The following is a 25,020-nucleotide window of genomic DNA, read 5'->3' on the forward strand; positions in this document are numbered from 1 at the left end:
CGCGGGGCGGGAGCACCTGCGGCCGGCGCGAGCGCCAAGGCGGTGGAGCGTGGCCGGGTGGTGTTCGTCTTCTGCGGCAACGGTTCGCAGTGGGCCGGGATGGGTACCGACCTCCTGGCGGGCGACTCGATCTTTCGCGAGACGGTGAACCGGGTGGACGCAGCACTGGCCCCCCTTCTGGGCTGGTCGGCGGCCGAGGCATTGGCCGCGCCGCCCGAGCAGTGGTGCCTGGACCTGACCGAGCGCGCACAACCACTGCTCTTCACGCTCCAGGTCGCCTTGGCGGCTGTGTTGCGCGGGCGAGGCATCGAGCCGGCGATGGTGCTGGGGCACAGCGTCGGTGAGGTAGCCGCGGCGCACTGCGCCGGGGCGCTCACCCTGGCCCAGGCCGCGCTGGTGATCGCCGAACGCAGCCGGTTGCAGGGCGCCACCCGTGGCGGCGGCAGGATGGCGGCGGTCGGGCTGTCGGCGGAGCGCGCGGCCGAGCGACTCTCCTCGTTCGGCGGCAGGCTGGAGATCGCGGGTGTCAACAGTCCGCAGGACGTCACCATCGCAGGCGACCCGCAGGCGCTGGCCGACCTCGGAAGGCAGCTGACCGGGCAGGCGGTGTTCTTCCGTGAACTCGACCTGGACTACGCCTTCCACAGCAGCTCCATGGACAGTCTGGCCGAGCCCCTGGGCGCCGCGCTGGCCGCGCTGGCGCCCTCCCCCGCCGCCGTCGCACTGCACTCCACCGTCACCGGCGCCAGGGCCGGGGGTACTGACCTGGACGCGGCGTACTGGTGGCAAAACGTGCGTCGGCCGGTCAGGTTCAGCGCGGCAGTGGAGCAGGCACTCGACGACGGGGGCGACATCCTGCTGGAGATCGGCCCCCACCCGGTGTTGCAGACCTACCTGCGGCGTATCGCCGCCACGCGCCCCCGAACCGCCGTCACGGTGCTGGGAACACTGCGCCGTGACGGGGACGGAGCCACGCAGCTCGCCACCACCCACGCAGCGCTGCTCGCCGCCGGAGCAGACATCGACTGGGGTCGGTACTTCCCCCGCCCGGGCCAGGTCACCGGCCTTCCCGCGTACCCCTGGCAGCGCGAACGCCACTGGGAGGGCACCCGGGAGTCCTGGATCAACAGCAGCGGCGACGGTGTGCTGCGCCATCCGCTGCTGGGCGAGCGACTGCCTGCCCCGCTGCCGGTGTGGCAGGGCCCCATCGAACCGGTACTGCTGCCCTGGCTGGGCGACCACAGAGTGGCCGGATCGGTGGTGATGCCGGCCACCGGCTTCGTGGAGATGGCGCTGGCGGCCGGGCGGGCGGTCTGCGCCGGTCCGGTGGAGGTCGAGCATCTCGATCTCAGCCACGCTTTGGTGATCCCCTGGGCAGACCCGTCCAGTGTCCGCGTGCAGCTGAGCCTCTCCCCGGACGACGGGACGGTGAGCATCACGAGCACCAACCACGGCCCCGGCCGCGCGGCCGACGCAGCGCGCCCGCACGCCCGCGCGAGGGTTCGCACCCTGCTGCGGGACCGCCCCGAATCCCTTGATCTCAACACGGTACGGGAACGCTGCCCACGGTTGACGTCGGCCGACGAACACTACACGGCGTGCGCGGCGGCGGGATTGGCCTACGGTCCCGGCTTCCAGGTACTGCGCGAACTGCGCGTGGGTGAAGGCGAAGTCCTCGCCACCTACCACCACAGCACACCGGGCGATCCCTACACCGCACATCCCGCTCTGCTGGACGGCGCGCTGCAGGCAGGCGCCCCGCTGCTGGCGGGGCTGGTGACCGACGGGCACGCATGTCTTCCGGTCTCGATCGGGGCGGTGCGTCTCTGGGGCACTCTGCCCGAAACCGGTGTCGTCCGGGTACGCGAACGCACCCGGACCACCGAGGAGGTCTGCTGGGACATCACGCTCACCGACCAGGACGGCGTCGTCACCGCCGAACTCGACGGCTGTCGGCTGCGCCGTCTGGCAGTCACCGCGCGCGCAGGCATCGCCGTCTACCACACGGTGCTGCGCGCCGCCCCGCACAGCGACCTTCCCTGCGAACCGTCCCCCCTGCCACCCCCGCGGACCGTGCAACAGGCGGCGGCCGACCGGATCGCCGAGCTGCGATCCGACTGGCGGCGGTTTGGGCATGAGAGGTTCGTCCCACTGTTCAAGGAATGCAGCGCGCGCAGCATCGGCACCGCGCTGGCCGCCGTACTGCCCGAGCCGTCCGCGCCCTTCGAACTGGACGATCTCGTGGCAGCCGGAATGCAACCGCGCTTCCGTCGTCTGGTCTCCCTGCTGATCCCCCTGTTCGTCCGGCACGGGGTGCTGGTTTGCGAACCGGACGGCCGGTGGCGGTTGACGGCAGCTGAGTTCCCCGTCGATCAGCTGGTCCGACAGATCGCCACCGAGCTACCCGCGTTCGTCACCGAGACCGCGCTCGGAACCCACCGATGGGCCCACCTCGAGCAAGTGCTGCGCGGCCGCACGGATCCCGTGGAGCTGCTGGGCTCCGAGCCCGTGGCCAAAGCCCTGGAGCAACTCCACGACACCGCCCCGGTCTCCCGCTTCCACAATCGCCTCACCCAGGCACTGCTGCGCGAGATGCTGCGCGACTGGCCGGCCGACCGTCCGCTGCGGGTCCTGGAGATCGGGGCCGGTACCGGGGGCACCACGGCGGCGCTGCTTCCGCTGCTGCCCGCGCAACGGACCCGCTACTGCTTCACCGATGTCTCCCCGCTCCTCTTCCCGCGTGCCCAGAAGCGCTTCGCTGCTTACGACTTCGTCGACTACCGGGTGCTGGACCTGGATGCGGACCCGCTCGGGCAGGGCTATCCGCAGCAGGGATTCGACGTGGTGGTGGCGGTCGACTCCCTGTACATGGCCAAAGACCTGACCGCGGCACTGCACAGGGTGGCCACCCTGCTCGCCCCGGGCGGCCAGCTGCTGATCGGCGAGTCGCACGACCCGGAGATGCTCGCCCTTTCCCTCGGTACCCCGGACAGTTTTCACACCGGTACCGACACCGAGCTGCGGCCCGACTTCCCGCTGCTGTCGCGCGAGCAGTGGCCCGCCCTGCTGGAGCGGTGCGGCTACCGCGACATCGTGCAGACCGGCCATGACCGCAAGCCCACCCGCGACCACCGGAGCGTCCTGCTCGCCGGTGCCCCTACGCCCGAGTCGGCGGCACCGCCCGCACTGCCCACCGCGCCGGCGGGAGCGGTGTTCGTCATCGCGTCCGAGACCGTGGGCCAGGACCCCTTGGTCCACGCCCTGGCCGACACGCTGACCGCTGCGGACGCAGCAACCGTGCGCGTCATCCGGGCCGAGGCCGAACCATCCGCCTGGGACCGGGCCCTGTCCGCCGCGACCGCCCCGCCCGAGACCGGCCTCAGCACTCCAGTGATCGACTCCGTCGACATCGCACTCCTCCTCGGCGGCTCGCCGCACAACGAACCCCCGTCGCAGAACGACCCTGCGGACCAGGTCGTCCAGGCAACCAGGCACACGGAGTTGCTGCGCGTGGTCACGGCCGCCTGCGCACGTCTGCCGCGCGAGGTCGGTGCCCGGCTGTGGCTGGTGACCCGCACGAGCGGCGCCGTGCCCGCCCTGGCGCGGATCACGGATCCCGTCCACGCCGCCGCGTGGGGCGTGGCGCGCTGCCTGGCCAACGAGCACCCGGACCTGGACGGACGCCGCATCTGCCTGGAGCCCGGCGCCGACCCGGTCTCCGACGCGCGACGGCTGGCCCGCGAACTACTCGGTCCCGGCACCGAGGACGAGGTCGTGCTGACCGCGGGCGGCCGGTTCGTCCCGCGCGAGCAGCACCGACCAGTGGCCGGGCCGACGCGGGAAGCGGTCCCGTTCGCGCTGAGGTCGCGCAACCCCGGCCTCTCCTACAACCTGTCCTGGGAGGAGGTCCGACGCCCGCAACCGGGGCCCGGCGAGGTCGTCATCGAGGTGCGGGCCGCCACGCTGAACTACCGCGACCTGATGCAGGTCACCGGCCTGCTTCCGGCGGCGGTCATCGAGGGAACGCCGTCCGAGAGCGGTCTCGGCCTCGAATGCGCCGGCGTCGTGACGGCCTGCGGCTCCGGAGTGACCGGCCTGCGGCCGGGTGACCGGGTCGCCGGCATGGCGGCTGCCTCGCTGTCCTCGCACACCGTGGCCTGCGCTTCGCACCTGTGGCCCATCCCGGCGGGCCTCAGCTATGACGAGGCCGCCACCACGCCCGTGGCCCTCGCGACCGTCGTCTACAGCCTGTTCCGCCTGGCCCGGATCCAACCGGGCGAAACGGTCCTGGTGCACGGGGCCGCCGGCGGAGTCGGGCTGGCGGCCGTCCAGTACGCCAGGGCACACGGCGCCACGGTGATCGCCACCGCCGGCAGCGACCTCAAACGCGCCTATCTCCGCGCGCTGGGCATCGACCACGTGCTGGACTCGCGCAGCCTCGACTTCACCGACCAGGTCCTCCAGATCACCGCGCACCGGGGCGTGGACATCGTTCTCAACTCACTCGCGGGCGAGGCGATCACCCGCAGCCTGGAACTGCTGCGCCCGGGCGGCCGGTTCCTCGAACTGGGCAAACGCGACATCCACGAGAACAAACCGCTGCTGCTGCGCCCCTTCGGCAACAACATCGCCTTCTTCGGGGTGGACCTCAACGCGATCCTCGATGTTCCCCGGGAGATCGACCTGGTCGTCGCCGAGGTCGGCCGGCTGCTGCGCGAGGGGCGGTGCCACCCGCTACCACACGCCGCATTCCCCGCCGCCCGGGTCGCCGACGCCTTCCGGCTCATCCAGCACTCCCGGCACATCGGCAAGGTCGTCGTCACCTTCAGCCCCCTGGACGAACCCCCGGCGGTCGAGCGGATCACGCGCACGCCCACGCTCGACCCCCAGGCCACCTACCTGGTTTCCGGTGGGCTGGGCGGCTTCGGTGCAGCCACCGCCGGCTGGCTGGCCGGCCTCGGCGCCCGGCACCTGGCCCTGGTCGGACGCCGGGGTACGGACAGCCCGGAGGCCGGCGCCATCCTGTCCGCCCTTGCCGATCGCGGGGTCACCGCAACCGCCTTCGCCGCCGACACGACTGACCCGGAGACCATGCGGGCCGTGGTGGCCGCGATCGATGCCGACGGTCACCCGCTGCGCGGCGTGGTCCACTGCGCGATGCACCTGGACGACGACGCGCTCGTGGACCTCGACGAGCAGCGCATCGCCGCCGTACTGAAGCCCAAGATCGGCGGGGCCGCCGTCCTGGACGCACTGACCCGGGACCGCGACTGCGACCTGTTCCTGCTCTACTCCTCCGGCAGCGCCATGGTCGGCAACCTCAGGCAGAGCACGTACGCCGCGGCCAACCTCTACCTCGAAGCCCTGGTCCGCCGACGACGACAGGAAGGACGCAGCGGGCTCGCGATCGCCTGGGGAGCCATCAGCGAGACCGGCTACGTCACCCGCAACAACCTGACCGAGGCCCTCAGCAGTCTCGGCATCGAACAGGTCCGCCCGACCGAGGCGTTCACCGCCGCAGAACGACTTCTCGACGCCCGCGCCGTCGTCGCGGGCGTGGGCCGCTACAACTGGGCCAAGGCCGGCGCGATCCTGAAGCTGGCGACCAGCCCGCGAATGACGGGGCTGGCCCCCGCCTGCGACGATCAGGACGGCGTCAGCCGTACGGAGCTCATCCGCGGACTGGCCGGCGAGCAGCCGCTGGTCTTCCTGACCAAGAACCTGACCGAGCTACTGGGCGCAGTACTTCAGATGGACCCCGAACAGTTCGACCCCCATCGTCGGCTCGACGCGTACGGCCTGGACTCGCTGATGGCGGCCGAGCTACTGATCTCGCTCCAGCAGCGCTACGGCGTGGACATCCCGCCCATGGAACTCCTGCGTGGCAACGCGACGATCGCGGACATCGCCCAGCTCGTGCAGCTGCGGCTGGGTCCTGGCCCCGCCCCGGACGGTTCGGCCGCCGACTTCACCGCTGTGACCGCGCCGGTGCCCCGAGAGGCACAGCCGAGTACCAACGCGCCCGTACTCGCAGCCCTGCCCTTCCCGCAGCAGCCGCCCGCCGCAGCTCCCAACGGCGCGGTCACCAACACCTGATGACCCGCCTGCTATCCGGGAAGCCGATCCAGTCGTACCGGGAGCCCGTCCGCGAAGCAGTGCAGGACGGAGAAGTCGAAGGCCCGTTCGCGGTCTTCCCGGATGCTCCAACGGAACGTCGTCAACAGGTGATACATGATGGTCCTCATCTGCCCCTCGGCGAGGTGAAGGCCGATGCACTTGTGCACGCCGTTGCCGTAAGGCATCAGAAGGTCGCGTTGCCGACCGGTGGTGCGGCCTGCCGGATCGAAACGGTCAGGGGCGAAACGGTCGGGGTCCGGCCAGATCTCGGGCAGCCGCTGGGTGAGCATGATCTGCGCCGCCACGAACGTGCCGGCTGGAATGCGGTGCCCGAGGATCTCGGTGTCCCGCGTCGCTGCCCGCGGGATGATGAAGACCGGTGGCAGCAGACGGAGTGTCTCCTTGAGCACCCGGTCGAGGTCCTTGAGCCGGTCCGTCGGCGCGAGGCCGAGTTCCGGGGTCCCGACCGACAGGCACTCGGCGCGGACCCGGTCCTGCCACTCGGGGTGCCTGGCCAGGAAGTAGCAGGCGGAGGCAAGCGTGTTGGCCGTCGTGCCGTAGGAGGCGATCAAGAAAGCGACGAGGAAGTTGGCGAGGCTCCGGCCGCCGTGGGCGGCTTCGGGCAGCGTGGCGAGGCGGGCGAGCAGATCGCCGCTGGTGCCCTGCTTGGCCGTGATCATCTCCCCGAAGTACGTCTCCAGTGTCGCCCGCTGTTTGGCGGCACGGGCCCACAGACTCCCCGGCAGAGGGATGCGCAGGGGTGACACAGCGGCCTTGCTGATGGCCTTGAACCCTTCGTTGAGTTCTTCCAGCCTCCCGATCTCGCACGTGCTGGTGAACTCCTGGAGCGAGAGGCCCACCATGAGCCGTTCCAGGGCGGACTGCAGTCGGAACCCGTTGCCGGTCTGCCAGGTGTCGGTCTGAGCTCTGGTGAATGCGGCCGAGTTCTCCACGTGGCCGCGCACGCTGTCGCGGCTGAAGGCGCTCTGAATGATCCGCCGCCAGTACAGGTGTTCAGCCGCGTCCATCGAGGACAGTGCGTCCGGGAGCAGCGAGCCGACCACCGGGTTCCAGCCAGGGCCGCTGGCGAACACCCGGTCGTGGTTGGCCAGTACCGGCGCCACGGCTTCGGGACCGGCCAGGAAGACGGCCCGGTTGCCGACGATGGTGGCACGGGACACCGGCCCATAGCGCCGGTAACGCTTCATCCCCCAGCCGACCGGGTCGCTTCTGAAGGCGAGGGACTGCCCGAGGAACGGGAAGCCGGAGTTCCCCGGGATGCCCCGCCATGAACCCGCGCGCCCGTGGCGGCCGGGTACGGGCCGGAGGGCTGTGTCCGGCGTCGGACTGGACACAGGACAGCGAAGCGGACTCATCACTCAGATCACTCGCCCCTGGAACGGCACCGCGCGGTCGGGCTCGCGTCGGGCGGCATACCAGCCGACCGCGCGCAGCATGACCTTGTGCTGGGTGTGCGGCCAGTGCCGTGCGTTCGCGTTCCAGGCCAGTTCGACCAGCTGTTCGGCTTCGTTCTCGCAGGCCGCTACCGCCCCGCAGTCCCGCAGGGCGCGGCTGGCCGCTTCGATCGACCGGGAGTCTGTGGCGCCGCCACGGACTCCCGCCCACAGCGCGCGCAGGGCGCTCGGCGGCATCAGGCCCACGGCGTGGGCAAGCGGCATGGTGACCTTCCCCTGATGGAGGTCGTCGCAGGCTCGTTTGGCTGCGCGGCCGTGGGCCCGGTCGGCTGCCGTGGTGACGCCGTACAGGTCGGCCACGTCGTCGCTGATCTGGTAGGCGAGCCCCACCGCTTCGAAGTAGTCGCCGGTGGCGCGGATCTGGTCCCGGTCGGCTCCGGCCAGCAGGGCCGCGATCTCGCACGTGCCTCGGGCGGGGATGCCGGACTTGAGGCGATGAGTGGTGCGCAGGCGTTCGAGCAGGAGGGTCGGGTCACCGGAGTCGACCGCGTGGTCCATCGCCGCGGTATGCCCGGCGATGTCCAGCGCCTGCCCGGCGTGGCCGGCTCGAAGCCCCCGCAGATAGACCTCGTAGATCCGCAGACGCAGCTCGGGGTCGTCCGCAACAGTGTCGCGCAGCACCCGGTCGAAGGCGAAGTAGGCGGCGGTACCGGCGTTGATCGCGAGAGCCTGGCCGTACACCGTGTGGGCTGCGGGCCGCCCCCGTCGCAGTGGCGAGCTGTCCTGGACGTCGTCGATGATCAGGGAGCCGATGTGCAACAGCTCGATGGCGGCGAGCAACGGCCGGTAGCGGTCGGCGCCGGTGCCGAACATCTCCAGGACGGCGGCGGCGCTGTACGGCCGCCAGGTCTTCCCTCCGACGTCGGAGAGGTGACGCACCGGCGCCGAGAGGGCCGCCGCCAGATCCCGTCGACAGCTGTCGTCCAGGGATTCGCCGCCGCGCAGGCCCGCCATGGAGTGCACGGACGCGCGGTCGCAGGCATCGGGGTACAGGGCCCGGATCTCCTCCCGGACCACCCGGCCGATGCTGCTCATGTGACGCTCCAGGTTGACCAGGCCGCCGTCCGGCTCGGTCACCGCGAAGGCGTCCCCGCCGACCGGCCAGTGACCCAGTGAGCCGTGCACTGCCGCATGACCGCGCCAGCCCACACCCGTGAGCAGCGACCGCGACTCCTGCTCGGGTACACGCGCCTGCACCGTCAGGTCCAGCGCCAGATCCGGAGCCCTCAACCGCCACCGGACGGGGTAGACGTTGAGGGTCGCCAACGATGTCCAGGTCTCCTCCGTGCTGACCGTGCAGGTGTGTACACCGAGCCGCCCGTCCGGCGCGGTCGCGCGCAGGAACCGCTGATGGGGCCCCGGCCCGTCCGCGACCGAGCAGCTGTCCAGGTCCAGGTGCCAGCCGTTGTCCAGGTAGAGGGACAGCTCGTTCCCCGCCGTGTCAGCAGCCGCCCCTGGCCCGAGGGATCCATCACTGGGCTCCTCGTACCAGGCGGTGCCGGTGGCAGTGGTCGGGCTACCGTCGCGCCCGGTGAACGTCGCGACCACGCCCGAACCGCGCCACCCCTGCCCGTCGAAACAGGGGAGGAACTCCAGAAGCACGTCGAGCCCTTGTGCTTCGTCCGCGAGCCGGAGACGCCAGGATCCCTCCGCCGGGGATTCGAACGCGCCGACGGGGCCGAAGTCGAGCTTCCCGTCCGGTGCCGTGGTGACCGGATGGCTGAACAGCCGGTCCGGCAGGGTCGGCACACCCGTCGCCAGTGCGTCGTCGAACGCGGCCCGCACCCGCCGGTCCACCGAGGTGTCGTGAGCGAGCGCCGTCCGGCAGGCCCGCAGGGCAGGGCCGTCCAGCCACGAACTGCGGGCGAAGGCGCGGCCGGTGATGTCGGTCGTGCCGCACGAAAGCGTGGTGCGGGCGGGTCCGGGCACCTGCGGTTCGCCGCTGCGGACGAACGTGACCTCGAAGGCGTACTGGTCCCCCTGCGGTGTCCATACCAGGGCACGCACGCGCCACCGGTCCGCCCACCGTGGCGCCGGCTCCGCGTCCGCCCGCCCGTTCCCGCCGGTGGCGGTCGTGGTAACGGGAACCTCCACAAGCCTGCCCATGTCAGCTCGACTCCGCACACGTATCAAGGTTCTGCCACGCCGCACCCTAGGTCGCCCTGGGCTTCCCGGGGACAGGTTCGGCAAGCGGGCCCGCAGACATCACCCCGATGGCCGACCTCCCCCGGGTGACAGCCACCGCGACGACCACCCACAGGACTTGGGTCGACCCGCCCGAGCGCCGAATCGAAACAGAAAGTAATGGAATGGATACTCTCTGAGAGCGGTGGGCCAGCGGGCCTGCCGAGCCTCGGAAGGAAGAGCCATGGTTTTCGAGAAGCGGCCGGCCCCGGAGGGCCCGAAAGCCGAGCCCCCCGTCGGCGGCCAGCGCTCACGCCTGCTCAGGATCGGGTCCGTCGCCCTCCTGCTGACGGTCGGGGTCGGCGCTGCCTGGCAGGCCCGGGCCCAGTCGCATACGCCTGCGCACCGGGTGCTGATCGGAGCGGAGGACGAGACCTGCAAGGCGACTTACACCCTCCATTTCTCGCCGGGCATCACCCCTACCCCCACCACCCAGACGGTCACCGGCGCGGGCACCTTCCAGAACTGCGCCTCGCCCGACGGGTCCGCCGGAACCGCCCACCCCGTGTCCTTCACCGTCGGAACCGGCACCAGCGTCCTGGGTTGCAGCGGCACGTTCCCGCTGACCCGCACCAACAAAGTCACCTGGAGCGACGGGACGACCAGCACGGTGGACGTGCACGACACAGTCGCCATCGACTCCACCAAACCGATGGGCACCCAGATCACCGACGACTCCGACGGGACCCAGGTCACCGCCGGCAGGGACGTGGGCGACTCGGTCTCCCTCTCGCAGACGGTGCAGTCCCTCACCGGAGCCTGCACCAATGCCTCACCGGTCACCGCCATGACCGGCGTGATCGGCGGCGAGGCCCACGCCTTGCTCTGAGCACGAAGGCGCCGCGCGGGGCCTGGCCGGACACCTCGACCGGCCAGGCCCCGCACCCGCGCCGTCTGCGCCCACCGGCGGTCACGAACGCCGGCCACTACCCGAGAATCGATGACACCATGGCCGACGGTCGGATCCACGCGACCTTTCCCGGACCCCGCACCGGACCGGCCGGCGCTCGGCTCGACGGCCACGGCCGTCGAAGCCTGATCCGCGCCCTGCCCGCCGCACTCCTCGTATTCGGCGCCTGCGGCCTCCTCACCGTGCTCGCGGGCGCCGAAGCCACCGGGGGCGGATACCTCGACACCCGAAGCCCCTCCGCACAGGCCGAGAGACTCCTACAGGACCAGTACGGCGCGGGCAGCCCCAACCTGGAACTGATCGTCAGCACCCCTGACGACGTGGCAGACCCCCAGACCGCGGCCGCGGGCCGCCGACTCACCGAACGTGTTGCCGCCGGCGCCGACGTCGTCTATGCCCAGTCCTGGTGGACCCTCAACGACCCCAGGCTTCTGGCCGGCAGCCGACGCGAGGCACTCGTCGCGGTACGGATCAGCGGCGATGACAAGCACGTCAGCGACCGCGCCGTGCAACTCGCCCACGAGTTCGGCGGCCGTCAGGAGGACAGACTCGCCGTCACCGCGACCGGCTGGGCGCTGAACAACCGTGCCCTGGAGGAACGCAGCAGAGCCGAACTTCCCGTCACCGAAATGCTCGGCTTCCCCCTGGTCGCCGGTGTGCTGCTCTGGGCCTTCGGCTCCCTGACAGCCGCCGCCCTGCCCCTGGTCATCGCCGCCCTGGCGATCGCCGGAGCCCAGGGCGTCCTCCTGCTCCTGCAACAGGTCAGCCCAGTCTCGGCTTTCGCCCCCAACCTCGTCGTGGCGCTCGGCCTGGGCCTCTCGGTCGACTACTGCATGATCATGGTCAACCGCTTCCGGGAGGAACTCGCCCTGAGCCAGGACCCCCAGGCCGCAGTCCTTACCACCACCCGCATCGCCGGCCGCACCGTCATCATGTCGGCCGGCACCGTGGCCCTGTGCCTGAGCGTTCTGATCCTCTTCCCCATGCCGATGCTGCGCTCGCTGGGCGTGGCCGCCGCCTGCGTGACGGTCCTCGCCGGGCTGAGCGCCGTCCTCGTCCTGCCACGCCTGCTCTCCAGGCTGGGACTGGTCCTGGACCGGGGGAGCCTGCGGTGGGCACGGCACCGTAACACCGACGATGCCGTGGCCCGCTGGTGGGGCCGTCAGGCCGGCCGGGTGGTTCGCCGGCCGGCAGCCGTCCTGCTCGCCTGCGCGGGCGTCCTGCTGCTACTGGCCGCGCCGTTCGCCCGTGTCCACTGGGGCTACATCGACGACCGGTGGCTGCCCCCGGGCGCCCCGCAGCGCACCGCCGCCGACCACCTGCGTCAGAACTTCCCCAACGTCGGAACGGCCACACCACTGGTCCTGCTGCCCGAGGTGCCGGCACACTCCGCACAGGCGGCCCATTACGCCGCCGAGGCATCCCGCACCGCCGGCGTCCTGACCGTCGTAGGCCCGGAGGGGCTCTTCGTCCACGGCTTGCGCTACGCCTCCGCCCCCGCTGGCGCCACCGTGCGCAGTACCGGCACCGGCACCTGGTTCGCCATCACCACCGAACTCCCCGTGGACTCCGACCAGGCCGCGGAACTGGTGCGCTCGCTGCGCACCTGGCACTCCCCTCCGGGTCCGGTGATGGTGGCTGGCGACTGCGCCGCGCTGGCGGACACCCGCTCCGCGATGGCCACCCTGACCCTGCGGGCCGCACTCGCGGTGGGTGCCATCAGCGCCGTGCTCATGGTGCTGTTCACCCGCAGCGCCGTCATCGCGCTCAAAGCGCTGGTGGTGAACCTGTGCAGTCTGACCGCGTCCTTCGGCGCGATGGTGTTCCTCTTCCAAGAGGGCCACTACGCGGCACTGTTCGGCTCGGCTCCCCCCGGCACCACCAACCCGCTCCTGCCACCGCTGATCTTCTGCATCGCCTTCGGCGTCAGCATGGACTACGAGATCTTCGTGGTGGCACGCATCCGCGACGCATACCTGCGCCACGGTGACAACCGCCGCGCCATCGTCGAAGGCGTCCAGCACACGGGCCGCCTCGTCACCACCTCCGCCGCCGTACTCATCACCGCCCTCGTGCCACTCGCCGCATCGTCGGTCGCGGTGATGCAACTCATCGGTGTCGTACTGGTGGTGAGTGTCCTGGTGGACGCCACCATCGTCCGCTGCCTTCTGGTACCGGCAGCCATGACCCTGCTGGGGCGGTGGAACTGGTGGCGCCCCCGTCGGACGCAGGGGCAGCGCCCCGACCGACATCAACCGCAGCCCCCCGCCCTGACCATCACCGAGCCCTGAGCTTGTCCTACCTTCCAAGCGCGGGGATCCGGGCCGCGGCGCTGGCCACCGCCGCCTCGCCCGCGACCGCGAAACCCTCCCCACCCGCTCCGAATCCGTGATCCACCTAGTAGGGGCCTGTCCAGCGACTGGCTCTGGCTCACTTTCGGTGGTGACGGAAGGTCATGGCAAAAGTGCCTGGTCAAACCGCTCGCGTGCCCCAGGCCGCCCTCCCTGTCTGCGGCGCGCCCAAGAGTCGAGTCGCCGGCTCCCAGCGTGAACCGGGTGGATCACTGCAGGTAGCGGAAATTACCGAACGTCACCACCGAAAGTGAGCGAGAGCCGGTCACCGTACAGACCCCCTCGGCGGTTGGCAGGGCCTGCCCCTCTGACCGCCCCACCTCCCCTTTGGCGACCGGTCGGGAGCACCCCCAGTCGGCCGGCAGGCATCGAACCATCAAGTCCTGGAGTGAAGTTGACGCAGGTCACGCCTCCTGCGCCACAGTGCCAGGCCGTACGCGGGCCTCTGGAGACCGTGCGATGGCCTGATCCTCCGAGGCCCAGGCCGGGGACCAATCCCGACCTGGGCTTCGGTGCCTTCGGTGTGCTGTCAGCGGCGGGTGGTCATCGAGATCCGGGCGAGGACGGCGGTCGCCTGTGCCGGGTTGGCGCGGAGCCAGGCAGCCAGGTGCTCTCGGACGGCCTCGGTCACGCAGGCGCGGACGGGCCCGTTGCCCAGTCGGTCGCGGGTGGACCCCTCGAGCTCGGGGTGATCGAGCTTCACCGACACGACCGCCGTCAGGCCCACGCCGAGCTGGGCGGGGGTGAGGTCGGGGTCGGACGGGGTGAGCAGCTGTTGCTCGCGGGCGTAGGCGTTGACCGCAGCCGCCAGGCCGTCGCGGAAGCCGAGCTCGTGCGTGCCGCCGCCGGTGGTCGGCCGGCTGTTGGCGTAACTTGCGACCCGCTCCTCGCGGGTGTCGCACCAACGGAAAGCCACCTCGACAGTTCCCTCCATTTCGGAGTACTCGCGCTCGAAACCGATCACGTCCGGGTGGAGGGGGGCGCTCTGCTCCGCGATGTGGTCCCTCGGTCCGCCCGGGAACCGGAAGCGGACGGCCCGGGGCGCCGCAGGGTCGCGGTCATCGGTCAGGGTGATGTCCAAGTCCCGGTTCAGGAAGGACATTTCCCTGAAGCGCTCGGCCAGTGCGTCGAACGAGAACTCCAGTGTCTCGAAGATCTCGGCATCGGGCCGGAAGGTGATCGCGGTCCCGCTGTCGTCGGCCGGTCCGGTGCGGGTAGGCGTCGCGACAGCTACGCCTCGCTCGTACTCCAACACCCAGCGGGCGCCGTCGCGCCGCACCTCGGCCGTCAGACGGCCCGACAGCGCGTTGACGACGGCCAGTCCCACGTCGAAGTAGCCGCCGAGCAGCGAGCGCCGGTTGGCAGGCTGTGCCCCGCAGCAGAGCACGGCCAACCGGCTCTCCAGCGCAGGGCCGTCGCTGTGGCCGGCGTGCCCGACCGGGAGGCCCGTGCCGTCGTCGGCGACGCGGACGCCACCGTCGGCGGTGAGGGCGATCTCGACACGGCTGGCGGTGCCGCCGAGGATCTCGTCCATCGCCCGCTCGGCGACCTCGAACACCAGGTAGTGCAGGCCGCGTTCACCGACCGATCCGATGTACATCCCCGGCCGCTTCCGAACGGCCTCCAGGCCCTCGATAACCACGATCGCGCTGGCGTCGTACGCCTTGCATTCCTCGCTCATGATGCCCCCTCCGAGGGTGTCCGACAGAGCTCCCCAGCCTACGAGATTTCCGAGAAAACACCAGGTCAAAGCCACTTTGGCGAGGCCGCGGACGGGCCCCTGAGGGGCAATCGTGAGCGCCCGGCCGGGATGGGTGCGCACTGCCGCCGCAATCCGGCCGCGGCCCTCCGAGGGGCGTCTGCGGCACTGTTCCGGGCGGCTGCGGGGCCACGAATTTCAGAAATTTTCACGTCGCCCCGGTGCGGTCGTGGATGACGCCCGAACCGTCCGGCTCCGCGGCCATTCGGGCCCGCAGAGCCGGACGGCTCGACTGATGAGTGGGCCGTTCCAGCAGTCGCCCTTCAGCCCGAGCCGACGCGCGTCGGCCTGCGGGTCACCGGCCCCCGACCTCCCGCTGGTCTCGGTCACTCCTCGGCTACTTGTCGCCTCCGCCACACGCCGGTCCAGCTGGCTGAGCTGGCTGAGCTGGCTGAGCTGGCTGAGCTGGCTGAGCGCACATTGCCCACCGTTCGGGCTGCTCAATCGGTCCGGACGTCCATCTCGCAGGGCCTGAGGCAGTTCGACCAGTGCTCGACCTTCACCCAACACGCGCCGGCGACAAGACGGTTCACGGCATCAAGGGTCTATTGGCCCGCCCAGTCCGCACTGCCGTGCACCCGGCCTCGAACCACCAAAAGGCCCACGGGGAGCTGCGGTTGTGGACGGGAGGTGCCGACCTCGCCGCGATCCTGGCGGAGCACGAGGCAACAACCGAGGCCCGAGGGCTTCGGGCGGACCGGGCGCGTTGCGCTGTCTCGACGAATAGTGCGTGTCGAAAGCACCACCTTCCCACCAGGGGCCGTCGCGCCTCCCATGCTGGGGCGGATGCCGCCCCAGCATGGGCGGGTGGAGCTCGATGAACTGGACGGAGACTGCTGATGAGTGTGATGGAACGCGTGGACGAGAAGGTCCTGGCGGTGGAGGGGGACGACGAGTCGGACGTCTACCCGGACGACCGGGAGTGGGTGAACGCCTGCATCCAGCGCATTCGCGGCGAACTCGCTCCCAAGGAGACGGCGGTGAAGGAGATTCCGCTGCCCCCACAGCTCAACGGGTTGAAGCTGCACATCAAGCGAGAGGCCGACCAGCCGTCCGGTAGCCACAAGCACCGGCTCGCGGCGGCGTTGCTCACCCACGCCCTGGCCAGCGGCTGGCTGGCGGAAGGCCGCCCCGTGGTGGAGGCGTCCAGCGGCTCGACGGCCATCTCCGAGGCGTGGTACTGCCAAAAGCTCGGCATCGACTTCTACGCGGTCGTGCCGAAGACCACGGCCCCGGAGAAGCAGAAGAAGATCGAGGAGTACGGCGGCACCGTGGTCCCGGTGTCGGGTGACATCGTCGAGTACGCCCACCGGGTGGCGAAGCGCTATGACGGCCACTTCATGGACCAGTTCACGTACGCGGAGCGGTCCTACGACTGGCGTGGCGAACACAGTCTCGCGGCGGAACTGCTGAAGGGCCTACCGAACCTGGACTGGTTCACCATGGGCGCGGGCACCGGCGGCACGACGACCTCGGTGGCCCGGTACGCCCGGTACACCGCCAAGAAGCTCCGGGTGTGCGTGCCCGACCCGGAGCACTCCGCGTACTTCGACGGCTGGTACTGGAAGGACCCCACGGTGACCGACCAGGGCTCGCACATCGAGGGCATCGGCCGGCCCAGGGTCGAGGCCTCGTTCGTGCCGACCACGGTCAACCGCATGATCCGCGTCGCCGACGCGGCGTCGGTCGCCACCATGCGCTACCTCTCCGACCGGACGGAGTGGGGCATCCACGCCGGGCCCTCGACCGGAACCGGCGTGTTCAGCGCGATCCAGATCCTGCTCGGCATGAACGACGGCCCCCAACTCGGAAGCGTCGCCACCGTGATGTGCGATCCGGGCGACCGCTACACGAACGAGTACTACAACGACGCCTGGCTGGCGGATCAGAAGATCGTCTACAAGCCCTGGTACACCACCATCAAGGACTTCTTCGAGAACGGCGTCTGGGCCCCGCCCACCTCCGTTCCCCCCACGCCTCGCCCCACGACGGCCGTGTGGAACATGTGACTGCTCCCCCGACCGAAGCCGGGGGATTCCGGCTTCAGCCGGGTGGATCTGTGACTCAGGCCGCCTTCCGGGACGGCGTCCCGGAAGGTCTTCTGCCATCAGCGTCAGCCGGGTTCAGACCTGCCCGGTCCCCTCTGCCTTCCCCCCAAGCCCTGAAGCCGCGGGCGGCACCGGATTCGACGCCGACTGCGCGGTGAACGCGCAGATCCGGGCTTCCGCCCGCAACGGATGGACGTGGTGTCGCACTTGTCACCCTCCCGACCGCCCGCAGCCTCACTCCGGCTGCGGGCGGTGGTTGTGGAACAGGACGATCCCCTCCACCAGCCCCTTCTCCACCACCGCCGGGGTGGCGCGCAGCCACTGGAGTGCTTCCGCGCTGGTCGGGGTGTCGACGACCAGCTTGTAGAAGGACAGGTAGCCCGCCACACGTTCCAGGAGCACGCTGTCGGGGATCGGGATCCCCGCCCCGAAGGCGTCGAGGGGATCCAGGTTGGCGGCACGGTAGCTGTCCATCATGTGGAACTCGCCGGCGAGTCGACTGCGCTCGGGCGTGAGCCGGTCCCCGGGGATCGTCTTCAGGATCGCGGAGAGCTTCCCCTGGCTCTTGCTGTAGCCGTCGCCCATGGCGAGTTTGAGCGCCGCGGCCGCCTCTTCGCCGAACGCGCGCAACTCGGTGGAGATCTTCCGCTGCGCCATCGTCTGCGGCTTCTCCTGGGACTTGAAACGGCCGGTGACCGAGTCGAGCGCGTGCTGCATCTCGTGGGTCACGGTCGCGGCGAATTCCCGCAGTTCGAGCGGTGAGGCGTCGTCCTTGGGCGGGGTGATCCTCAGCGCGCCGCCCTCTCCCTCGTTGCTGAGCGCGAACAACGCGCGCGCACTCTTGATGTCCGTCTGCTCGTCGATCTCGATGGTGATGGCGGACTCCTCCAGGGCCTTGAACAACTCCCGGTAGGGGACGCTGAATCCGTCACCGTCCTGCTCGCCGGACGCCTGGTGGAGCAGTTCCGCGAAACGGTCCGGTGAGAGGTGCTGCCGTGACCAGTCGGCCTTGGCGTAGGTGATGGCGCGCTGCACGACCGGCGCACCGGGGCGGGCGGCTGGTGCGTCCCCCGTCCTCCGCTGGGCGGGGACAACGCCGCTCAGCACCCGGGTCGCGTTGGCTTCGGCCTCCCGCTCGAAGCGGTCGGACGGGGAGGAGACCTTCAGGCCGTCGCCGTTGTCGGTGCCCGCGACGGGGCCTTGGCGCTGTTGCACGACGTGCGTCAGCTCGTGGGCGAGGGTGTGCCGGTCCATGCCGCCGTCGCCGATGACCACGTGGTTGCCCGAGGTGTAGGCGCGGGCGCCGACCTCAGCGGCAGAGGCTCGGGCGGCCTGGCCGGTGTGGATGCGGACGTCGGAGAAGTCGGCGCCGATCCGGGCTTCCATCTCGGTGCGGGTGGCGTCGTCCAGCGGCCTGCCGCCCGTGCTCAGGACGTCGTGAACGGTGGACCGCTGTACTGGTGCGCCCGCCCCGACGGCGGCCTGCGGGTGACCGCACCCCGCACCGTGCTGGTGCCTGGACCGCTCGATCACGCGCGAGACCGCGGCGTTGCCGATGCCGCGCTGCAAGGCGAGGGCCGTCTGCGCAGACCCGCCCCCGAGGCTCAGCCCCAGCCCGTCGGCCGCCGGAGCGGCCTTGCGCGGCAGGTCGCGGCGCCGCTGCGGCTCCGACGGCTTGCCGGGGTCTTTCGCGTGCATGGGAACCCCTCCAGAGGCGCGACAGGTGTTCCCTCTGACATATCCGGCCGGACTGTCGTCGCGCAGCACAACGGACGATCGGGCACCGTTCTGTGCTCCAAAGGGCACGGGAGAGGGCCGGGGCGCGCACCCGTGCGTGGGAGCGCCGACCTGCGAGCAGCGCCGGCGCTTGGCGGTCCTGTCGGTTTCACCGTTCGACGGTGATGTCACTTCGACGACGAGCACGGTCTGGTCCGGCAGGAGCGCTCCCTCCGTCTTCGCCGGCTCGGCGGGCACGACGGCCAGGTCACGATGCGTCGGTGTGACACGGGCGTCCCGCGCCCGGCCGGCGGCCGTGTTCAGGGGGCCACGCTCAGGGAGCCGTGTTCAGGGGGCCGCGAACAGCCGGGGGAAGCCCGGGGCCAGCCACGGCCTGCGGCCCCAGGCGAGCACCTTGCCCCGGGCGAGGGCGCCGGTGGCGGTGTAGCGGCCCAGCGCGATGAGGAAGAACGCCACCGGCCCGGTGAGGATCGTGCAGTCCGGGCGGCGCGGCGGCTCCTGGCTCACCACGGCGACACCGTCCGTGAAGGTCACCGCGAACCCGTCCAGGCCGCGCACCCGCAGCCGGTAGCAGGCACTGTGGCCCGCCGCGGCGCGCGCGTCCAGCACCCGGGGCATCGCCGTCCGCAGGAAGGGCATCGTCAGCCCCACGCGGTGCCGGTCGATCGGGTGCGGCCGCCCGAGAGCGAGGGCGATGTCGTAGAGGTGGCCCAGCATGTGGGTCAGCAGATAGGCGCCGAGGGTGTCCAGGTCCATCGGGCCGAGCGGGGTCAGCACCGGCTCGGTGCCGGCACGCGCGCCGGCCGCCGCCGTGAACTCCCGCGCCTGCCGGGCGATCTCCCCGCCGAGCACGGTCAGGTCCCGCTCCGGCCGCCTGGCCAGCGAGGCCGCGTTCGCGGCAGCCAGCGCACCCGGAGTGCCGTCCCCGTACGGCCGTTCCTCGCCGGCGGCCAAATCGGCCATCAGCTCGTTGGCCATCGCCAGGTGGGCGGCGGCCTCGCCGACCGTCCACTCGGCGCCGGGTATCGGGGTGTCGCCGCGGCCGCCGGCGAGCAGGGCGACGGCCTCGTCGCCGACGGCGGTGACGGCTTCGAAGAGCGCGGTGCGCGCGGCACCGGGGACGTGCTCGGGGAGCGGGAGGGTCATGCTGGTGAAGACTGGCCGACCCCCGCACCGCTGTCCAGACCCGCGACACGGTCCGGGCCGGCCCCTGACCATCGCGGCCCGCCCGGACGACGAGAGCCGGTCAGCCCACTATCGGGCCCGCAGACCCCTACACGCGGCTGAAGCCGTGGCTGCGCTCCACTTTCGCCACGTGCAGCGTGTAGTTCTGGTACCACTCGGCTTGCCCGCGCTTCTGCGCCGCGCGGTGCTCGACGTTGCTCCGCCACTCCGTGAGGGCGTCGGCGTCGCGGAAGTACCCGACGGTGATGCCCAGGCCGCCAGGGGTCTGGGCGTGGTCCATCCCCAGGTACCCGGGGACGTCCTTCACCAGGTCTTCCATGCGTGCGCTGGTCTCGCTGTAACCGCTCTGCTCCTGGGTTCGCACCGTCGTGAAGACGGCCAGGTAGTAGGGGGGTTCATAGGCCTCGACGGGCACGACAGGTGCTTCGGGGTGATCACTCATGGCGCCACCGTAAGGCGGGATGCGCCGAACGATCCAGCTCTTTCCTGAACGGCGACGCGCATCACGTCCTCGTCCCGGTGTCAGCTCCCGGGGGTGGCGGCGGGGGCGAAGGCGAGGGCGGTGTTGTGGCCGCCGAATCCGGCCGAGGTGCTCAGTGCGAGGTGGAGGCGCTGGCGGCGGGGGCCGCCGTGGACCAGGTCGATCGCGCCGGTGTCCCGGTCGGGGACGGCGAACCCCGCGGTGGCGGGGACGAGTTGGTGCTGCACGGTGAGCACCGTCAGGGCGGCTTCGATGGCACCGGCGGCGCCCATCGTGTGGCCGAGCGTGCCCTTGGCGGAGGTGACGGACGGGGAGCGCCGGGCGAAGAGCCGGTCGATCAGGCGGGCCTCCGCGGAGTCGTTGAGCGGGGTGCTCGTGCCGTGGGCGTTGACGTGGTCGACGTCGTCGGGGCAGGCGCCGGCCTCGGCGAGGGCCAGCCGGGCGGCCGCTTCGAGTCCGCGGGCTTCCGGGTGCGGTGCGACGGGGTGGTAGGCGTCGGTGGCGGTTCCGGTGCCGACCAGCAGGGCTCTGGGCGCGGCCTGCCGCGACGTCGCGTCCGGCCGGCGTTCCAGGACGAGGAAGCCCGCTCCCTCGCCGATGACGAAGCCGTCGCGGTCCGCGTCGAACGGGCGGGAGGCGCGGGCGGGGTCGGTGTTGCGGGAGAGGGCCTTCATCCGGGCGAATCCGGCGACGCAGACCGGAGTGATCATGGCGTCGGTGCCGCCGGCCAGGGCGATGTCGCAGGCTCCGGCGTGGAGCAGCAGGGCTGCGGTGTGGATGGCGGCGGCCCCGGAGGCGCAGGCGGTGGCGGTGTGCAGCACCGGGCCCGTCGTGCCGAGCTCGATGGCGAGTTGAGCTGCTGCCATGTTCGGCAGGAAGGCGGGGAGCGCCAGTGCGGACACGGCGGAGGGGCCCAGGGTGCGGAGTCGTTCCGCCGCGTGTTCGTAGCTGCCGACTCCTCCGGCGGCGGAGCCGAGGACCAGGGCGACCCGGGCGCCGTCCCAGCGCGCGGGTTCGAGGCCCGCGTCGGCGACGGCCTCCCGCGCGGCGGCGATGGCGAAGCGGGTGGCGCGGTCCAGCCGCCAGGGCTGGCGGCCGCCGACCAGCGCGGCGGAGTCGCCGGGGACCCGGCAGGAGAGGACGACCGGGAGCCCGGCGAGCGCCGGGTCGGGTGCTGCCGTGCTGCGGGCGTCGAGGACGCCTCGCCAGGTCGGCTCCGCCCCGTGACCTGCCGGGGTGGCCAGGCCGATCCCGGTGACGGCGAGCGGTGGGCGGGACGCGGTCATGCGGCTGGGCCGGGCGGCTGCTCGGGGTCGACAAACGGGTCGGGCTCGACGGACGCGACGGGCTCGACGGACGGGTCGGGCTCGACGGACGCGACGGACGCGACGGGCTCGACGGGCCGGCCGGGCTGCGCGAGCAGGGCGTGGATGCGGCCGACGAGTTGGCCCACCGTCACGTCGGCGGCGGAGTCGAGGTCGTCGTCCAGGGCGACGCCCCAGTGGTCCTGGAGGGTGACGACGAGTTCGATCCGGGCGAGGGAGTCGAGGTCGAGGTCGTCGAGGGCGGCGTCGTCGCCGATCGTGTCGGAGGGGGTGTCGAACTTCTCGGTGAGCAGGGTGACCAGGTGCTCGCGGACGGGGTTCACGGTGGGCTGACCTCCTCGTGGTCGTGGTCGTGGTCGTGGCCGTGGCGCGGGGGCCAGGGTTCCGGGGCGGCCGTCCGTACGGGTGCGTCCGGCCACAGCAGGGTGGCGGAGGCCCAGGTGAGACCGCCGCCGAAGGCGGTGAGCAGGGTCGGGGCGCCCGGGCGGCAGGCCCCTCGGGCGGCGGCGTCGGCGAGGGCGAGCGGTACGGAGGCGCCCGCCGTGTTGCCGACGTCGCGGATGTTGCCGAAGCGGTGCCGTGGCGGGATGCCGAGGCGGTCGGCGACGGCGTCCAGGATCCGCTGGTTGGCCTGGTGCCCGATGAAGGCCTGGACTTCGCGGGCCTGCCAGCCGGTCGCGACCAGGGCGGCCCCGGCGGAGGCGGCCATCCGGCGTACGGCGTGGGCGTAGACCTGGCGCCCGCGCATCCGGAAGTAGCGGTCATCGCGCCCGGGGGCTTCGGTGGCGGGGAGTCGGGAGCCGCCTGCGGCCACGGTGATCAGGTCGCTCTCGCCGCCGTCGCTGCCCCAGTCGGTCTCCAGCAGGGCACCGGGTTCGGTGGTGTCCCCGGGGCGGAGCACCACTGCGGCGGCGGCGTCGCCGAAGAGCGGTGCGGTGTCGCGGTCGAAGGGGTCGACGATGGCCGAGTACTTCTCGGCCGCGACCACCAGGGGGGTGCGGCAGGCGCCGCTGCGGAGCAGGGCGGAGGCCGTGGCCAGGCCGTAGAGGAAGCCCGAGCAGACGGCCGCGAGGTCGAACGCGGGGACCGGTCCGAGGCCGAGGCGGTGGGCGACCTCCGGTGCGGTGGCCGGGCAGGGGCGGTCCGGCGTGGTGGTGGCCAGCAGGAGCAGGTCCGGGCGCAGGCCCGGGGAGCCGGTGGAGTCGATCGCGGCGCGCGCGGCGGCCGTGGCCAGGTCCCCGGTGCTGACGCCGGGTCCGGCCAGCCGCCGGCGGTGGATGCCGGTCCGGCCGGTGATCCACTCGTCGGTGGTGTCCAGGCCGCCCCGGGCGATGACCTGGGTGTTGGTCACCTCCCGGGGCGGGAGGCTGGAACCGAGGCCGGCGATCACCGCCGTGGCACGGCGACCGGGGGCGGAGGCGAGGGTGGGGGCGGGGACGGGGGGTGGGGAGGTCATGCCGCGGCGAACGGGGAGGGCGGCTTGGGGGTGCCCGCAAGGCCGCCGTCGGGGACCGAGAGGCCGCCGTCCAGGGCGATCGCCTGCCCGGTGAGGAAGCCGGAGGCGGGCGAGGCCAGGAACAGCGCCGCCGCGGCGACGTCCTCCAGTTCGGCCCAGCGCCCCATCGGCACGTGGGCCAGCAGCCAGTCGGTGAGCGCGGCGTTGGTGTGGACGGCGGCCGTCATGTCGGTGCGCACCCAGCCGGGGCACAGCGCGTTGACCCGGATCCCGCTGCGGGCCCAGCCGACCGCGAGGCTGCGGGCGAGGGAGACCTGGGCGGCCTTGGTCGCGGCGTAGACCTCCATCATGGGCGTGCCGACCAGACCCGCGACCGAGGACATCAGCACCAGGCTGGCGCCGTCCGACTGCGCCAGGTACGGGTGGGCGTGCCGGCAGATCGCGGCGGTGGCGTTGAGGTTGACCGCGACCACCTCGTCCCAGACGTGCTGCGGGAGGTGCTGCAGCGGTGCGAGGAGTGTGCTGCCGTCGGGGTTGGTGGGCAGGATGCCGGCGTTGTGGACGACGATGTCGAGGCCACCCAGCGCCTGGGCGGCCTGGTCGACGATGGCGGCCTGCCCGGTGTCGGCGAGGTCGCCGGGCACCAGGACGGGGGTGCCCCCGTAGCGGGCCACCTGGTCGGCGGTGTGCTTCAGCGCGGGCCCGGTGCGGGCGGAGAGGGCGAGCCGGGCCCCGGCCTGGGCGAGCGCGACGGCGACGGCCTGGCCGATGCCGCGCGAGGAGCCGGTCACCAGGGCGCGGCGGCCGTCGAGGCGGAAGCGGTTGAGGATGGTCATGGGGGTGTTCCTCCGGTTCCGGCGGGGCGTCAGTCGGTGGCGTTCCGGGCGGGGGTGTCCCGGACGGGAGTGTCCCGGGCGGTGCTGTCCTGGGCAGCCCCATCCCGGGCGGTGCTGTCCAGGTCGCTGCTGGACCGGACGGGCGCGCGCAGGGCGCGGGCGCCCGTCCAGGTGAGCAGGGCGCTGCCCCAGGTCAGGCCGGCGCCGAAGACGCAGACGAGCACGCGGGCCCGGTCGGCCAGCAGGCCGCGGGCGGCGGCGTCGGCCAGCGCGAAGGGGGCGGAGGCCGCGCCGATGTTGCCCGTCAGGTCTCCGGTGATGTGCAGGCGTTCGGCCGGGATGCCGATCCGGTCCGCGACCGCGCGCAGGAGCAGCGGGTTGGGCTGGTGGGTGATGAAGGCGTCGATGTCCTTGAGGGCGAGGCCGTGGTCGGTGAGGGCCTGGTCGACGAGGCGGGGGAAGATCTCGGCGATGAAGTCGCGCACGACCCGGCCGTCCATGTGGATGTGGTGCAGCCCGGCGTTCAGGCTCCCGGGACCGGCGGGTATCCGGCTGCCGCCGGCGGGGATCAGCACGTGGTGCGCGCCGCGACCGTCCGAGCCGAGGCGGAAGCCCTGGAAGCCGGCGTCGTCGTGGACGGGGCCCAGGACGGCCGCGGCGGCGCCGTCGGCGAAGAGGACGGCGGTGCCGCGGTGGGCGGGGTCGACGAACTTCGAGTAGGCCTCGACGCCGACGACCGCCGCGTACCGGGCGCCGGGGGTCGTGGCCAGCCAGGCGTGCGCGACCTTGGCCGCGAACAGCCAGCCGGAGCAGGCCGCGCTGACGTCGAGTGCGACGGCGTTGCCAGCGCCGGTGAGGGCCTGGACGCGGCAGGCGGTGGCCGGCCCGAGTTCGTCGGGCGTGGAGGTCGCCGCGACGACGAGGTCGAGCCGGTCCGGCGGGATGCCGACAGCCTCGCAGGCGGCCAGTACGGCGGCGGCTGCCAGGTCCGAGGCGGCCTCGTCGGGTGCGGCCCGATGCCGTTCGACCACGCCGGTGCGCTCGGTGATCCAGGTGGCCGAGACACCGGCGGGCGGGCCGACCTCGTGGTTGCCCCGGACCTCGGCGGGCAGGTACGTGCCCATGCCCAGGACGCCGGTCATGGGGGGCTTCCTTC

15 protein-coding genes are annotated in these 25,020 nt (G+C 72.0%); 4 read left to right on the plus strand and 11 right to left on the minus strand.

Annotation, left to right across the window (positions count from 1 at the left end):
- The first annotated feature begins 57 nt into the window (after positions 1-57).
- Positions 58-6,096, plus strand: coding sequence for an SDR family NAD(P)-dependent oxidoreductase (locus AB0O19_RS23350; protein ID WP_363621990.1), 6,039 nt, complete (start codon positions 58-60; stop codon positions 6,094-6,096).
- An 11-nt stretch (positions 6,097-6,107) separates the two neighbouring features.
- Here AB0O19_RS23350 and AB0O19_RS23355 read toward each other — a convergent pair whose 3' ends face one another.
- Together AB0O19_RS23355 and AB0O19_RS23360 are read right to left on the minus strand one after the other, a co-directional pair.
- Positions 6,108-7,325 carry a cytochrome P450 gene (locus tag AB0O19_RS23355; RefSeq protein ID WP_363621992.1) on the minus strand — a complete coding sequence of 406 codons (1,218 nt, stop codon included), beginning with the start codon at positions 7,323-7,325 and terminating at the stop codon, positions 6,108-6,110.
- A 171-nt stretch (positions 7,326-7,496) separates the two neighbouring features.
- Positions 7,497-9,599 carry a polyprenyl synthetase family protein gene (locus AB0O19_RS23360; protein ID WP_363621994.1) on the minus strand — a complete coding sequence of 701 codons (2,103 nt, stop codon included), beginning with the start codon at positions 9,597-9,599 and terminating at the stop codon, positions 7,497-7,499.
- A gap of 361 nt (positions 9,600-9,960) precedes the next feature.
- Between AB0O19_RS23360 and AB0O19_RS23365 the strand changes: the two genes are divergently transcribed.
- A complete protein-coding gene (locus AB0O19_RS23365) occupies positions 9,961-10,605 on the plus strand; it encodes a hypothetical protein (RefSeq protein WP_363581161.1) in 645 nt (214 codons plus the stop codon).
- Between the two features lie 119 nt (positions 10,606-10,724).
- Positions 10,725-12,977 (plus strand): MMPL family transporter, encoded by a 2,253-nt coding sequence (locus AB0O19_RS23370; protein ID WP_363621996.1) that lies wholly within the window; start codon positions 10,725-10,727, stop codon positions 12,975-12,977.
- Between the two features lie 589 nt (positions 12,978-13,566).
- On the opposite strand, the gene AB0O19_RS23375 is transcribed toward AB0O19_RS23370, so the two are convergent.
- On the minus strand, positions 13,567-14,718 hold the full coding sequence (locus tag AB0O19_RS23375) for a DNA gyrase subunit B (protein ID WP_363621998.1): 1,152 nt from the start codon (positions 14,716-14,718) through the stop codon (positions 13,567-13,569).
- A 917-nt stretch (positions 14,719-15,635) separates the two neighbouring features.
- On the opposite strand from AB0O19_RS23375, the gene AB0O19_RS23380 reads away from it, so the two are divergent.
- Positions 15,636-16,805, plus strand: a complete 1,170-nt coding sequence (locus AB0O19_RS23380) for a pyridoxal-phosphate dependent enzyme (protein ID WP_363622000.1) — start codon at positions 15,636-15,638, stop codon at positions 16,803-16,805.
- Between the two features lie 273 nt (positions 16,806-17,078).
- Here AB0O19_RS23380 and AB0O19_RS23385 read toward each other — a convergent pair whose 3' ends face one another.
- The 8 genes from AB0O19_RS23385 to AB0O19_RS23420 all read right to left on the minus strand — a co-directional run bounded on the left by AB0O19_RS23385 (position 17,079) and on the right by AB0O19_RS23420 (position 25,006).
- A complete protein-coding gene (locus AB0O19_RS23385; RefSeq protein ID WP_363622002.1) occupies positions 17,079-18,542 on the minus strand; it encodes a DUF4157 domain-containing protein in 1,464 nt (487 codons plus the stop codon).
- Between the two features lie 366 nt (positions 18,543-18,908).
- A complete protein-coding gene (locus AB0O19_RS23390) occupies positions 18,909-19,727 on the minus strand; it encodes a maleylpyruvate isomerase family mycothiol-dependent enzyme (protein ID WP_363622004.1) in 819 nt (272 codons plus the stop codon).
- 127 nt (positions 19,728-19,854) lie between these two features.
- Entirely contained in the window at positions 19,855-20,208 is a 354-nt protein-coding gene (locus AB0O19_RS23395; protein WP_363622008.1) for an antibiotic biosynthesis monooxygenase, read from the minus strand.
- An 80-nt stretch (positions 20,209-20,288) separates the two neighbouring features.
- Positions 20,289-21,533 carry a beta-ketoacyl-[acyl-carrier-protein] synthase family protein gene (locus tag AB0O19_RS23400; RefSeq protein ID WP_363622010.1) on the minus strand — a complete coding sequence of 415 codons (1,245 nt, stop codon included), beginning with the start codon at positions 21,531-21,533 and terminating at the stop codon, positions 20,289-20,291.
- Positions 21,530-21,895, minus strand: coding sequence for a phosphopantetheine-binding protein (locus tag AB0O19_RS23405; RefSeq protein WP_363622012.1), 366 nt, complete (start codon positions 21,893-21,895; stop codon positions 21,530-21,532). Before AB0O19_RS23405 ends, AB0O19_RS23400 begins: the two co-directional genes overlap by 4 nt.
- A complete protein-coding gene (locus AB0O19_RS23410) occupies positions 21,892-23,028 on the minus strand; it encodes a beta-ketoacyl-ACP synthase 3 (protein WP_363622014.1) in 1,137 nt (378 codons plus the stop codon). Before AB0O19_RS23410 ends, AB0O19_RS23405 begins: the two co-directional genes overlap by 4 nt.
- Positions 23,025-23,864 (minus strand): SDR family NAD(P)-dependent oxidoreductase, encoded by an 840-nt coding sequence (locus AB0O19_RS23415; RefSeq protein WP_363622016.1) that lies wholly within the window; start codon positions 23,862-23,864, stop codon positions 23,025-23,027. The genes AB0O19_RS23410 and AB0O19_RS23415 overlap by 4 nt, the downstream gene beginning before the upstream one ends.
- A 29-nt stretch (positions 23,865-23,893) precedes the next feature.
- Entirely contained in the window at positions 23,894-25,006 is a 1,113-nt protein-coding gene (locus AB0O19_RS23420) for a ketoacyl-ACP synthase III (RefSeq protein WP_363622017.1), read from the minus strand.
- Positions 25,007-25,020 lie beyond the last annotated feature (14 nt).

The organism is Kitasatospora sp. NPDC091276, assembly GCF_040684355.1.
Taxonomy (GTDB): Bacteria; Actinomycetota; Actinomycetes; order Streptomycetales; family Streptomycetaceae; genus Kitasatospora.